Genomic DNA, 12509 nt, shown 5'->3' with positions numbered 1-12509 from the left:
TGCACTCCCTCGAGAAACCCTGAAACGGTTGATAACGGACAAACCATCTCATACGTCCTCGGCTTTGGCACCCCCCTTCGCCGAACCGGATCGGTCCCGGACACGTCCGGGATTCCCCTCCTCCCCTGCGGTCCGCCGGAGCGGGGGTCTAGCCTTGACGCGAAGTCCCACACCCGCGTGTCGAAAGAGGCGAAACTGGCCGTGCCCGAGTCAACCGACGAAAGCTCGCCCTCGGGGTTCGGAGCCAACGAGTGGCTCGTGGACGAGATGCGTGAGCGCTTCGAGAAGGACCCCGACAGCGTCGACCGCGTCTGGTGGGACTTCTTCGACAAGGGCCACGCCGCCGACGCCTCGTCCGGCGACGGGTCCCCCTCGTCCAACGGGTCCACCTCGGAGGGCTCAGGGAGCTCGGGCGGCTCCGACACCGCCCACCACGCCGTGATCGAGTCCACCGGCGCCCCCAAGTCGCGACCCGCGGCGCCGGCGCCCTCCGACAGCACCCCCGCGAAGAAGAAGTCCGGTGCGTCCTCAGCGCCGGCGGCCACCACGAGCACGGAGAAGACGACGGACGACAAGGCGGCCCCGGCCCAGAAGCCGGCGGCGAAGAAGACCACCACCAGCAGCAGCAGCAACTCCTCCTCACGACCCACCGCCAAGGGGGCGGAGGAGAAGACCCGCGAGGACGCCCAGGACGCGGCCAAGGACGAGCCCACCTTCACCGTCCTGCGCGGCGCGCCGGCCCGCACCGTGGCCAACATGGACGCCAGCCTCACGGTCCCCACCGCGACCAGCGTGCGCTCGGTGCCGGTCAAGCTGCTGTGGGACAACCGCATCGTCATCAACAACCACCTGGCCCGGGCCCGCGGCGGCAAGGTCTCCTTCACGCACCTGATCGGCTTCGCCCTGGTCAAGGCGCTCAAGGCGATCCCGGACATGAACGTCGGCTTCGACACCGTCGACGGCAAGCCCAACCTGATCACGCCGGCCCACATCAACCTCGGCCTGGCCATCGACCTGCCCAAGCCCGACGGCACCCGCCAGCTGCTGGTCCCCAGCATCAAGGCCGCGGAGTCGATGGACTTCGCGCAGTTCTGGACGGCGTACGAGGACCTCGTGCGCAAGGCCCGGGGCGGCAAGCTCGCCGTCACCGACTTCCAGGGCACCTCGATCTCGCTGACCAACCCCGGCACCATCGGCACCAACCACTCCGTGCCGCGGCTGATGAAGGGCCAGGGCGCCATCATCGGCGTCGGCTCGATGGAGTACCCGCCGGAGTTCCAGGGCGCGTCGGAGGAGACGCTGACCCGCAACGCGATCAGCAAGATCATGACGCTGACCTCGACCTACGACCACCGCGTCATCCAGGGCGCGCTGAGCGGCGAGTTCCTGCGCCGGATGCACGGCCTGCTGCTGGGCGAGGAGGGCTTCTACGACGAGATCTTCCGGTCGCTGCGGATCCCCTACGAGCCGATCCGCTGGTCCAAGGACATCTCCACCAGCCACGACGACGAGATCTCCAAGCAGGCCCGGATCCTGGAGCTGATCCACGCCTACCGCGTGCGCGGCCACATGATGGCCGACACCGACCCGCTGGAGTACAAGCAGCGCAGCCACCCCGACCTCGAGGTCGAGAGCCACGGCCTGACCCTGTGGGACCTCGACCGCGAGTTCGCGACCGGGTCCTTCGGCGGCGAGCGCCGGTTCATGAAGATGCGCTCGATCCTGGGCATCCTGCGCGACTCCTACTGCCGCACCGTCGGCATCGAGTACATGCACATCCAGGACCCCGAGCAGCGTCGCTGGATCCAGGAGCGGGTCGAGCAGCCCCACCAGAAGCCCCCGCGCGAGGAGCAGCTGCGGATCCTGCTCAAGCTCAACCAGGCCGAGGCCTTCGAGACCTTCCTGCAGACCAAGTTCGTGGGCCAGAAGCGGTTCAGCCTCGAGGGCGGCGAGACCACGGTCCCGCTGATCGACGAGATCTGCGAGGCCGCCGCCGCCGAGGGCCTCGACGAGGTCACCATCGGGATGGCCCACCGCGGTCGCCTCAACGTGCTGGCCAACATCGTGGGCAAGTCCTACAGCCAGATCTTCCGCGAGTTCGAGGGCAACATCGACCCGCGCACCGTGCAGGGCTCCGGCGACGTGAAGTACCACCTCGGCGCCGAGGGCGAGTTCGCCTCCGACAACGGGGACCGGATCAAGGTCTCCGTCGCGGCGAACCCCTCCCACCTCGAGGCCGTCGACCCGGTCCTGGAGGGCATCGCCCGCGCCAAGCAGGACGTGCTCAACCAGGGCGAGCAGTTCCCGGTCCTTCCGGTGCTCGTCCACGGTGACGCCGCGTTCGCGGGCCAGGGCGTGGTCGCGGAGACGCTCAACCTCTCCCAGCTGCGCGGCTACCGCACCGGCGGCACCGTGCACGTCGTGGTCAACAACCAGGTCGGCTTCACCACCTCGCCGGCCGCGTCGCGCTCCTCGCTCTACTGCACCGACGTGGCCCGGATGGTCCAGGCGCCGATCTTCCACGTCAACGGCGACGACCCCGAGGCCTGCATCCGGGTCGCCCGGCTGGCCTTCGAGTACCGCCAGGCGTTCAACAAGGACGTCGTCATCGACCTGGTCTGCTACCGCCGTCGCGGTCACAACGAGGGCGACGACCCGTCGTACACCCAGCCGCTGATGTACGACCTGATCGAGAAGAAGCGCTCGGTGCGCAAGCTCTACACCGAGTCGCTCATCGGGCGTGGCGACATCACGCTCGAGGAGGCCGAGCAGGTCCTGCGCGACTACCAGCAGCAGCTGGAGCGCGTCTTCACCGAGGTCCGCGAGGCCACCTCGACGCCCGACGGGTGGACGACGGTGCCGGACTACCCCGAGAAGAGCCACGAGGACTTCACCACCGCGATCAGCGTCGAGGCCCTCAAGCGGATCGCCGACTCCTACGTCAGCGCGCCCGAGGGCTTCACGGTGCACCCCAAGGTCCTCCCGCAGCTGCAGAAGCGGTCCGCGGCGATGACCAACGGCCCGATCGACTGGGGCTCCGGCGAGATCCTGGCCCTCGGCTCGCTCCTGATGGACGGGCGACCCGTGCGGCTCTCCGGCCAGGACTCGCGCCGCGGCACCTTCGCCAGCCGGTTCGCCACGATCATCGACCGCACCAACGCCGCCGAGTGGACGCCGCTGGCCAACCTCACCGAGGACCAGGCGCAGTTCTACGTCTACGACTCGCTGCTCTCGGAGTACGCCGCCCTCGGGTTCGAGTACGGCTACTCCGTGGCCCGGCCCGACGCGCTGGTGGCCTGGGAGGCGCAGTTCGGCGACTTCGTCAACGGCGCCCAGACGGTGATCGACGAGTTCATCACCTCCAGCCACACCAAGTGGGGCCAGTCCTCGGGCGTCGTCCTGCTGCTGCCGCACGGCTACGAGGGCCAGGGTCCCGACCACTCCTCGGCCCGCATCGAGCGGTTCCTCACCATGGCCGCCGACGAGGCGTTCGTGGTGGCCCAGCCCTCGACGCCCGCCAGCTACTTCCACCTGCTGCGCCGCCACACCCTCGGCGAGCAGCACCGGCCGCTGATCGTCTTCACCCCGAAGTCGATGCTGCGCCGCAAGGAGGCCGCCTCGCGGCCCGAGGACTTCACTTCGGGCACCTTCCGGCCGCTGATCGGCGACGACCAGGTCGACCCGGAGAAGGTGGACACCCTGGTGCTCTGCAGCGGACGCATCACCTGGGACCTGATGGTGGAGCGCGCCAAGCAGCAGGGCGACTCGCCCACGACCGCGATCGCGCGGATCGAGCGTCTCTACCCCCGCCCCGAGGAGGAGCTGGCCGCGGAGATCGCGCGCTACCCCCACCTCAAGGAGGTCCGCTGGGTGCAGGACGAGCCCGCCAACATGGGTCCGGCCCCGCACTTCCAGCTCAACCTGTTCCCCATGCTGGACCACGAGGTCGAGGTCATCTCGCGGCCGATGTCCAGCTCGCCGTCGGTGGGCCAGCACTCCCGCCACGTCGAGGAGAACAAGGGCCTGATGAGCGCCGCCTTCGCCGAGGTGCGGGGCGCCGCGGAGGCGAAGTACTAGACGCCCATGTACTTCACCGACCGCGGCATCGAGGAGCTCCAGTCGCGCCGGGGTGGCGAGGAGGTCACCCTGGCGTGGGTCGCCGAGCGGCTCCAGGAGTTCGTCGACGTCCACCCCGACTTCGAGGTGCCGATCGAGCGGTTCGCCACCTGGTTGGCGCGACTCGACGACCCGGACGACGACTAGATGTCCACGCCGGGCTCGTCGACCACGCAGCCGCGGTCCGCCGGGTCGGCGTACCCGCCTGCGCCGTGGCACCTGCACGGCCAGCTGTGGCTCTCGCTCTTCACGGTCCGTCCCGGCAGCGACCCGGTGCACCCCGACCGCCCCGGAGGGGTGTACGGCGTGGCGCTGGTCTCCTACGAGGACCCGAGCCCGTTGGTCTACTCCGAGCTCCTCGTGGCCCGACCCGTGCGCGCGCAGGCGCAGATCACCGACATCTGGGTGGACTCCCCCGCCTCGCGCGACGGTGGCCGCGACCTGTGGGCGATCCCCAAGGACCTCGCGACCTTCCGTCGGGGTGACCGACCCGGACCGGCCGACCGCACGACGTGGGACGTCGCGGTGCGGGGCCGCCACAGCCTGGCGGCGCGCTTCACCGACGTCTCGCGCCACGCCCCCGTGCGCACGCCGTTCGCCTTCTCCACCCGCCAGGTGCGCGAGGACGGCGAGGTCGTGGTCACCGGCGTGACCGGCACCGGCCGGGTGCTCCCGTGCCGCTCCCGGTGGGACGTCGACCCCACGGGCCCGCTCGGCTGGCTCGCCGGGGCCCGTCCGCGCGGCAGCGTGCGGGTCGCCGACTTCGCGATGACCTTCGGCACGGCCGGCTGACCGGCTCGTCCCGGACGTGCGTCACCCCCCGCCGCGGGCGAACGGCAGGGGGGTGACGACGAGGTGGGCCCGACCGACCAGTGTGACGGTCGGACCGGTCAGAGGTCGGCGTCGTCCTCGCGGGAGGAGGGACCACGCCGGGGCTCCTCGAGCGTGTCGCGCGAGGCGCGCCTCGCCGAGTCGCGGATCTCGAACATCTCGGTGGCGAACCCGCCCAGGGTGCGGGCGACCTCTCCCACGGCCGAGGTGATGATGGTCGTCACCGAGCCCACGGCGTTGCTCGCCGCGGTCACGCCCTCCTGGAGCGCGTCCTTGCGGATCTCAGCCTTGCTGAGCCGGTCCTTCATGGCGCCATCCTCCCCCATCGCCGCCGATCAGGCAGCCATCGGGCGGGCCGAGGGCGTCTCGGCCTCGGGCGACGCCTTCGGCGCGCGCGTGCCGGGCAGGGCCAGCCGGACGATCTTGGCGAACACGCTGCCGAGCTGACGGTGCAGCGGACCGGAGTTGTACTGCAGGCCGTAGCGCTCGCAGATCTCCTGGACCTCGCCGGCGATTTCGGGGTAGCGACGCGCCGGGATGTCGGGGAACAGGTGGTGCTCGATCTGGTGCGAGAGGTTGCCGCTCATCAGGTGCATCAGCCTGGAGCCGGAGATGTTGGCCGAGCCGAGGACCTGGCGGTAGTACCAGTGACCGCGCGACTCCTCGGGCTTGCCGTCGGGGCCCACCGAGTCCAGGCACTCCTCCTGGCTGAAGCTCTCGACCCCGGCCGGGAAGTGGCCGCAGAAGATGATGTTGAAGGCCCAGACGTTGCGCACCAGGTTGGCGGTCACGTTGCCGGCCAGCGTCAGCGGGAACAGCGGGCCGGTCAGGGCCGGGAACAGGACGTAGTCCTTGAGGGCCTGGCGCTTGACCTTGGCCATGATCCCGCGGTGGAGGGCGGTGTTCTCGGAGATCTTGCGCTTGCCGGCGACGATGTTCTCGACCTCGAGGTCGTGCATCGCCACGCCCCACTCGAAGAACGTCATCAGCAGGAACGCGTACACCGGGTTGCCCAGGTAGTAGGGGTGCCAGGGCTGGTCCTCGTCCATCCGGAGGATGCCGTAGCCGATGTCGCGGTCCTTGCCGAGGATGTTGGTGAAGGTGTGGTGGATGTAGTTGTGGGAGTACTTCCACTGCTCCCCGGGGCAGACGTTGTCCCAGTCGAACATCCGGGAGTTCAGGCCCGGGTCGCCCATCCAGTCGTACTGGCCGTGCATGACGTTGTGGCCGATCTCCATGTTGTCCAGGATCTTGGAGATGCTCAGCGAGGCCACGGCCAACGGCCAGGCCGGCGGGAGGTACATCAGCGCGCGGCCGGCGACCTCGAACTGCTTCTGCTTCTTCACCACGCCACGGATGTACGCCGCGTCCTCCTCGCCGAGGTCGGCGATCACGCGCTGGCGGATGGCGTCGAGCTCGCGGCCGAACTGCTCGAGCTGCTCGGCGGACAGGCGCACCTTGGCGCCGTCGCGCTCGGTGGCCTCGATGGGGCCGGACGGGGTGGTCGTGGGGGTCTGGGTGGCGGTGCTCACGATGGTGGTTCCTTCCACTCGGGGTGTCGGGTCGGGCCGTGCCGGACGGCCCGGGTCAGGAGGTCAGAGGTCGACGGCGACGTCGCCGACGGGGGCGGAGACGCAGATGCGGATCTCCTCGTCGGGCTGCGAGGACTCCTCGCCGGTGAGGACGTTGCGCACCGTCCCCTCGGTCTTGCGGCACACGCAGGAGAAGCAGATCCCCATGCGGCAGCCGAACTCCGGCGTCAGGCCCGCGGCCTCGGCCTGCTCGAGGATCGAGTCGCCGCTGTTGGTGGCCGTGGTGCCGGCCCGGTCGAAGGACAGCTCGCCCTCGGCGTCCTCCCCGTCGACGGTGGCGCGGCGGGTGGAGAGCTTGAAGAACTCGGTGCGCAGGCGGGGCGACCCGGCGTACGCCTCGGTGACCAGCTCCATCATCCCGGCCGGGCCGCAGGCCCAGGTGTCGGTGTCGCGGAAGTCCGGGACGATCCTGCGCAGGCGCTGCTCGGTGAAGAGCTGGTCGCCGTGGAAGAGGTGCACGTCGACCTGGTTGTCGGCCCAGGCGATGCGCTGGAGCTCTTCGGCGAAGATCTGGTCCTCGGCGCTGCGCGCGAAGTGGATGAAGGTGACTTTGCGGTTGGCCCGGCCGTCGTACCCGTCGCGCAGCAGGGTGCGGACGTGGGACATCGCCGGGGTGATGCCCGAGCCGCCGGTGATGTAGACGAGGCGGTTCACCGTCGGCGTGGCCGCGCTCTCGTGGAGGGTGAACTCCCCCTGGGCCTGGCTCAGGTGCAGGACCTCGCCGGGCTGGGCCTCGTCGACCAGGTAGGCGCTGACGCGCTGCTGACCGGGACGCTCCGGCTCGTGGGCGCGCACGGTGATCGTGAACTGCTCGCCGGGGGCCGAGGCGGCCGAGGAGATCGAGAAGCACCGCGTGGTGCGGCGGTTGCCGTTGATCTCGACCCCGACCTGGACGTACTGGCCCGCGCGGTGCCCGCGCCAGGTGCTCGTGGGCTGCAGGGTCAGCGTCGCCACGGGGGTGCGCTCGGACTCCGGACCGTGGGTCTCGCGGGTGACGTCGACGATGCGGGCGCGCACCTCGGTGGCGGCCCACATCGGGTTCACCAGCTCCAGGTAGCGGTCGACGCCGTGCGGCGAGGTCAGCGCGGCGAGGGTCTTGGAACCCAGCACGCGGTCGGCGAGGGGCTGAAGCAAGGACATGACTTCTCCCGTCGTAAGAATTGAGTGAACATCTGTTCACCGAAAAGGATGCTCTGCTGCTCTGCCGGGGTCAAGGAGGAGCACGCGTGACGCCGACCACCACGGCCTCCGGGGCGGCGGGTCCCCGCCCGGGACGGGCCCGACTGCGACGCGGGTCACCCCCACGGAGCCGTGATCCGGGCGGGGTAGGGTCGCCGTCATGGACCGGGCCTCCGCAGCAGCGCTGACGGACGACGTCGTCCGGACCCCGGAGTCCCGCGGGGAGCGCAAGAGCCGCACCCGCCGCGCCATCATGGACGCGGCCCTCGAGCTGTGCGAGGACTCCAGCCTGGTGGCGCTGTCGCTGCGCCAGGTGGCCAAGGAGGTCGGGATCGTGCCGACCGCCTTCTACCGGCACTTCTCCTCGATCGACGACCTCGGGCTGGCCCTGGTCGAGGAGTCCTTCGTGTCGCTGCGCGAGATGCTGCGAGACGTGCGCCGGACGGACCCGACGTACCGCAACATCATCGACCGGTCGGTCGAGGTGCTGCTCGAGCACACCCGTTCACGGCACGCCCACTTCGCCTTCATCGCGCGCGAGCGTCTGGCCGGCCCTCCCGGCGTACGAGCGGCGATCCGGCACCAGATCGAGCTGGTCGAGCGGGAGCTGGCCACCGACCTCGCACGCCTGACCGACCCCGACCACTGGTCCACCGAGGACCTGCACGTGCTGTCGAACCTGATCGTCACCTCGATGGTCGGCACCACCGAGGCGGTGGTGACCGCGCGCCCCGAGGCCGAGGCCGCGATCATCGAGCACGCCCGCACCCAGCTGCGGATGATGCTCGTGGGCGCCCTCAACTGGCGCTCCAGCTGACCCGCTAGCGGCCCGGGCCCGGGCTCACCGTGAGGTCGGGGATCGTGGCGTCGCGGGGCAGGTCGAGGACGTGCAGGATCGCGTCGGCCACGGTCTCGGGGCGGATCCAGGCATCGGGGTCGTAGTCGGCCCCCTCCTGGTCGTGCACGCGCTGCTGCATCGGGGTCGCCGTGCGGCCGGGGTGCACCGTCGTCACGCGCACGCCGTGCGGGGCCTCCTCCTGCCGCAGGGCGTCGGCGAGGGCGCGCAGCCCGAACTTGCTCGCGGCGTACGCCGACCAGCCCGGGTTCGCACGCAGGCCGGCGCCGGAGTTCACGAAGACCACGGTGCCGCGCGCCGAGCGCAGGGCCGGGAGCGCGATCCGGGTCAGCTCGGCGGGGGCGAGCAGGTTGACGTCGAGCTGGGAGCGCCAGGCCCCGGCCGACAGCTCCCCGACCGTGCCGAGGTCGACCACCCCGGCGGCGTGGACCACCGAGTCGAGGGGTCCGGTCAGGTCGAGCAGCGCGACGGAGGCGACGTCAGCCAGGTCGGCCACGACCGTCCTCGCGCCCCCGAGGGACGCGGCCAGCTGCTCGGCCCGCTCCTCGTCGCGCGCGAGCACGACCAGCTCGTCACCCCGCTCGAGCAGGGCCCGCGCCACGCAGGCGCCGATGCCGGAGCCGGCGCCGGTCACCAGGTGCGTGCGGCGGTCGTCGGTGGCCCTCACCGGGTGAAGACGATCTTGCCGAAGACGTCACCCTCGGCCATGGCCGCGAAGCCGTCGGCGGCCTGCTCCATCGGCAGGGTGCGGTCGATCAGCGGCTTGGTGCCGGTGGCGTCCAGCAGCGTGACCAGGCTGGCCAGCTCCTGCCGGGTGCCCATGGTCGAGCCGATCACCCGCAGCTGGAGGAAGAAGATCCGGGTGAGCTCGGCGTCGTCGAGCTGCGGTCCCGAGGTGGTGCCCGAGGTGACCAGCGTGCCGCCGGGGCGCAGGGAGCGGATCGAGTGGGACCACGTGGCCTTGCCGACGGTCTCGATGACGCCGTCGACCTTGACCGGCAGGCGGGCGCCGGACTCGAAGACCTCGTGGGCCCCGATCTCCAGGGCGCGGGCGCGCTTGGCCTCGTCGCGGCTGGTGGCCAGGACGCGCAGGCCCGCGGCCCGGGCCAGGGTGATCGCCGCGGTGGCGACGCCGCCGCCGGCGCCCTGCACCAGCACGGTGTCGCCCGCGCGCAGGCCGCCCTGGGTGAACAGCATCCGGTAGGCGGTCAGCCAGGCGGTCGGCAGGCAGGCGGCCTCGGCGAAGGAGAGCGACGCGGGCTTGGGCACCACGTTGCCGCGCGGCACGGCGACCTTGTCGGCGAACGTGCCCTGGAAGCGCTCGCTGAGCAGCGACCGCTTGGGGTCGAAGGTCTCGTCGCCGGTCCACGACGGGTCGCTGATCACCGCGTGCACGACGACCTCGTTGCCGTCCTCGTCCAGACCTGCGGCGTCGCAGCCCAGGATCATCGGGAGCGCCTCCTGGCGCAGGCCCACGCCCCGCAGCGACCACAGGTCGTGGTGGTTCAACGAGGCGGCCTTCACGGTGACCGTGGTCCACCCGTCGGGCACCTCGGGGTCGGGGCGCTCCCCGACGACGAGGCCGTCGAGGGGGGTGTCGGAGGAGAAGCTGTCGGCGTAGACGGCGAACATGCAACCGACCCTAGCGGGCGCTCAGCGCCGCGCGACCCCGTCCCGACGGGCGGCCTCGGCGACCGCCTGCGCCACCGCCGGGCCGACCCGCGGGTCGAAGGCCGAGGGGATGACGTTGTCCTCGCTCAGGTCCTCGCCCACGATGCCGGCCAGGGCCGCCGCCGCGGCCAGCTTCATGCCCTCGGTGATCGCCGTGGCGCGCACGTCGAAGGCCCCGCGGAAGATGCCGGGGAAGGCCAGCACGTTGTTGATCTGGTTGGGGAAGTCCGAGCGCCCGGTCGCCACGACCCGCGCGTGGCGGTGGGCCACGTCGGGGTGCACCTCGGGGGTGGGGTTGGCCAGCCCGAACACGATCGAGTCCGGCGCCATCGTGGCCACGACCTCCTCCGGCACGGTGCCGCCGGAGAGACCGATGAACACGTCGGCGCCGACCATGGCGTCGGCCAGGGTGCCGGTGCGGCCGGTGAGGTCGGCGGTGATCCGGGCCAGCGCGGCCTTGGAGTCGTTGAGGTCGGTGCGCGTGGAGCTGATCACGCCCGTGCGGTCGGTGACCGTCACGTCGCGGATGCCGGCGGCCAGCAGGATCTTGGTGACCGCCACCCCGGCCGCGCCCGCGCCGGAGACCACGACGCGCGTGGTCTCCATCAGCCGCCCGGTGAGGCGCACGGCGTTCTCCAGCGCCGCCAGCGTCACCACCGCCGTGCCGTGCTGGTCGTCGTGGAAGACCGGGATGTCGAGGCGGGCCTTGAGCCGGTCCTCGATCTCGAAGCAACGGGGCGCGGAGATGTCCTCGAGGTTGACGCCGCCGAAGCTCGGGGCCATCCGGACCACGGTCTCGACGATCTCGTCGACGTCGACGGTGTCCAGGCAGATCGGGATCGCGTCGACCCCGCCGAACTGCTTGAACAGCACCGCCTTGCCCTCCATCACCGGCATCGCGGCGCGCGGGCCGATGTCGCCCAGCCCGAGGACGGCCGTGCCGTCGGTGACGACCGCGACGGTGTTGGGCACCCACGTGTAGTCGTCGCTCATCGAGGGGTCGGCCGCGATCGCCTCGCACACCTTGGCCACGCCCGGGGTGTAGGCCAGGGACAGCTCGGCCGGTCCGGTCAGCGCCACCCGCGAGGCGATCTCCATCTTGCCGCCGACGTGCAGCGCGAAGACCGGGTCGTCGGCGTGCGCACCGCGGGGAGCGGGCGCGGCGGGCGCGAGCGAGCCGGTCGGGTCGGCGGGGGCGCTGGTGGGGGTGCTGGCGGGGTCCGGTGCGGCCATGGGGCGGTCCTTGACGTGGGGCTCCGGGGAGGGAGCACGGGGAGGCGGGAACGGTGCGAGAGGTGACGTGGGTGTGGTCCGGCGACTCGACGCGAGGCCCGTGATGAGGCCGCGGAGTCGCGCACACGCAGGGGGATGACCCTGGTCGTCATCGTGCCACAGCGACCTCAGGCCCGGGACCGGGGCACCGGACCGGGGCGCGGCCACACGCGGACCACCACCGTGGCCAGGACGTCGGCGTCGGGCACCGCGCCCGCCGACCAGGAGTCGCGCCCCTCACGCGGGTTGTCGCGACTGACCCACCAGCCCTCGGGGGTCAGCCGGTCCAGCCGCTTCACCGCGACCACCCCGTCGGAGAACCGCACGATCGCGACGCCGCCCGCCCTCGGGACGCCGTCGTAGCGCACGAGCAGCCGGTCGCCGTCGACCAGCGTCGGCTCCATCGAGCGGCCCCGGACGAGGGCCAGGCCGAAGGGCAGTGTGACCCGTCGCAGACCGGGTACGTCCACCCCGGCACCTCCTCGTGCACCTGCCTCAGGGCACCTCCCCGGCGGGAGTAGTGTCGCAGCAGAGCCAGGCGCTCGAGCCACCCGGCGCCGTACCTGACACCACGTGAGAGGACCCACCCATGCTCAAGAAGCTGTTCGCCCCCACGATCGAGGTCTCGGCCCACTGCGACCTGCCGTGCGGCGTCTACGACCCGGCCCAGGCCCGCATCGAGGCCGAGTCCATCAAGGCCGTCATCAAGAAGGTCGCCGACAACGACGACCCCGACTTCCGCACCCGCGCGATCCTGATCAAGGAGCAGCGCTCGGAACTGGTCAAGCACCACCTGTGGGTGCTGTGGACCGACTACTTCAAGCCCCCGCACTTCGAGAAGTACCCCCAGCTGCACACGCTGGTGAACGAGGCCACCAAGCTCGCCGGCGCCAGCGGCACCAAGGGCGAGCTCGACGAGGGCGTCGCCGACCAGCTGCTGGCCAAGATCGACGAGATCGCCGAGATCTTCTGGGAGACCAAGAAGGCGTGAC

At 71.2% G+C, this 12509-nt stretch carries 12 protein-coding genes; 5 read left to right on the top strand and 7 right to left on the bottom strand.

Annotated features, from left to right (window positions below):
- The first annotated feature begins 201 nt into the window (after positions 1 to 201).
- Genes ACYVDA_RS13525 through ACYVDA_RS13515 form a run of 3 tightly spaced genes read left to right on the top strand, consistent with a single transcriptional unit; the run spans position 202 to position 4908 of the window.
- Positions 202 to 4077 (top strand): multifunctional oxoglutarate decarboxylase/oxoglutarate dehydrogenase thiamine pyrophosphate-binding subunit/dihydrolipoyllysine-residue succinyltransferase subunit, encoded by a 3876-nt coding sequence (locus ACYVDA_RS13525; protein WP_460818908.1) that lies wholly within the window; start codon positions 202 to 204, stop codon positions 4075 to 4077.
- 6 nt (positions 4078 to 4083) lie between these two features.
- Positions 4084 to 4263, top strand: coding sequence for a DUF6104 family protein (locus ACYVDA_RS13520; protein ID WP_460818907.1), 180 nt, complete (start codon positions 4084 to 4086; stop codon positions 4261 to 4263).
- On the top strand, positions 4264 to 4908 hold the full coding sequence (locus ACYVDA_RS13515) for an acetoacetate decarboxylase family protein (RefSeq protein ID WP_460818906.1): 645 nt from the start codon (positions 4264 to 4266) through the stop codon (positions 4906 to 4908).
- Positions 4909 to 5006: 98 nt separating this feature from the next.
- Here ACYVDA_RS13515 and ACYVDA_RS13510 read toward each other — a convergent pair whose 3' ends face one another.
- The 3 genes from ACYVDA_RS13510 to ACYVDA_RS13500 all read right to left on the bottom strand — a co-directional run bounded on the left by ACYVDA_RS13510 (position 5007) and on the right by ACYVDA_RS13500 (position 7679).
- Positions 5007 to 5255 carry a hypothetical protein gene (locus tag ACYVDA_RS13510; RefSeq protein WP_460818905.1) on the bottom strand — a complete coding sequence of 83 codons (249 nt, stop codon included), beginning with the start codon at positions 5253 to 5255 and terminating at the stop codon, positions 5007 to 5009.
- Positions 5256 to 5282: 27 nt separating this feature from the next.
- Positions 5283 to 6479 carry a fatty acid desaturase family protein gene (locus ACYVDA_RS13505; RefSeq protein WP_460818904.1) on the bottom strand — a complete coding sequence of 399 codons (1197 nt, stop codon included), beginning with the start codon at positions 6477 to 6479 and terminating at the stop codon, positions 5283 to 5285.
- A gap of 63 nt (positions 6480 to 6542) precedes the next feature.
- On the bottom strand, positions 6543 to 7679 hold the full coding sequence (locus tag ACYVDA_RS13500; RefSeq protein WP_460818903.1) for a ferredoxin reductase: 1137 nt from the start codon (positions 7677 to 7679) through the stop codon (positions 6543 to 6545).
- 199 nt (positions 7680 to 7878) lie between these two features.
- On the opposite strand from ACYVDA_RS13500, the gene ACYVDA_RS13495 reads away from it, so the two are divergent.
- Positions 7879 to 8535, top strand: coding sequence for a TetR family transcriptional regulator (locus ACYVDA_RS13495; protein WP_460818902.1), 657 nt, complete (start codon positions 7879 to 7881; stop codon positions 8533 to 8535).
- Positions 8536 to 8539: 4 nt separating this feature from the next.
- Here the strand turns inward: ACYVDA_RS13495 and ACYVDA_RS13490 are convergent, their stop codons facing one another.
- From ACYVDA_RS13490 to ACYVDA_RS13475, 4 genes are all read right to left on the bottom strand, one after another.
- Positions 8540 to 9241: an SDR family oxidoreductase gene (locus tag ACYVDA_RS13490; protein WP_460818901.1), complete on the bottom strand. Its 702-nt coding sequence runs from the start codon at positions 9239 to 9241 to the stop codon at positions 8540 to 8542.
- Positions 9238 to 10206 carry a zinc-binding dehydrogenase gene (locus ACYVDA_RS13485; protein WP_460818900.1) on the bottom strand — a complete coding sequence of 323 codons (969 nt, stop codon included), beginning with the start codon at positions 10204 to 10206 and terminating at the stop codon, positions 9238 to 9240. Before ACYVDA_RS13485 ends, ACYVDA_RS13490 begins: the two co-directional genes overlap by 4 nt.
- A gap of 21 nt (positions 10207 to 10227) precedes the next feature.
- Positions 10228 to 11343, bottom strand: coding sequence for an NAD(P)-dependent malic enzyme (locus ACYVDA_RS13480; RefSeq protein ID WP_460819081.1), 1116 nt, complete (start codon positions 11341 to 11343; stop codon positions 10228 to 10230).
- A 302-nt stretch (positions 11344 to 11645) separates the two neighbouring features.
- Entirely contained in the window at positions 11646 to 11987 is a 342-nt protein-coding gene (locus ACYVDA_RS13475; protein ID WP_460818899.1) for a S24 family peptidase, read from the bottom strand.
- A gap of 119 nt (positions 11988 to 12106) precedes the next feature.
- On the opposite strand from ACYVDA_RS13475, the gene sodN reads away from it, so the two are divergent.
- A complete protein-coding gene (gene sodN, locus ACYVDA_RS13470; RefSeq protein ID WP_460818898.1) occupies positions 12107 to 12508 on the top strand; it encodes a superoxide dismutase, Ni in 402 nt (133 codons plus the stop codon).
- Position 12509 lies beyond the last annotated feature (1 nt).

The sequence above is a fragment of the Nocardioides korecus genome (genome assembly GCF_054778395.1).
Note: the sequence above shows the minus strand (reverse complement) of the source record. Positions and strands in the feature narration are given on the sequence as shown.

Excerpts from the sequence above, each read along its gene's own strand:
- ACYVDA_RS13520 (WP_460818907.1), top strand. The coding sequence starts at position 4,084 with ATGTACTTCACCGACCGCGGCATCGAGGAGCTCCAGTCGCGCCGGGGT.
- ACYVDA_RS13515 (WP_460818906.1), top strand. The coding sequence starts at position 4,264 with ATGTCCACGCCGGGCTCGTCGACCACGCAGCCGCGGTCCGCCGGGTCG.
- ACYVDA_RS13510 (WP_460818905.1), bottom strand. The coding sequence starts at position 5,255 with ATGAAGGACCGGCTCAGCAAGGCTGAGATCCGCAAGGACGCGCTCCAG.
- ACYVDA_RS13500 (WP_460818903.1), bottom strand. The coding sequence starts at position 7,679 with ATGTCCTTGCTTCAGCCCCTCGCCGACCGCGTGCTGGGTTCCAAGACC.
- ACYVDA_RS13495 (WP_460818902.1), top strand. The coding sequence starts at position 7,879 with ATGGACCGGGCCTCCGCAGCAGCGCTGACGGACGACGTCGTCCGGACC.
- ACYVDA_RS13485 (WP_460818900.1), bottom strand. The coding sequence starts at position 10,206 with ATGTTCGCCGTCTACGCCGACAGCTTCTCCTCCGACACCCCCCTCGAC.
- ACYVDA_RS13480 (WP_460819081.1), bottom strand. The coding sequence starts at position 11,343 with ATGGAGATCGCCTCGCGGGTGGCGCTGACCGGACCGGCCGAGCTGTCC.
- sodN (WP_460818898.1), top strand. The coding sequence starts at position 12,107 with ATGCTCAAGAAGCTGTTCGCCCCCACGATCGAGGTCTCGGCCCACTGC.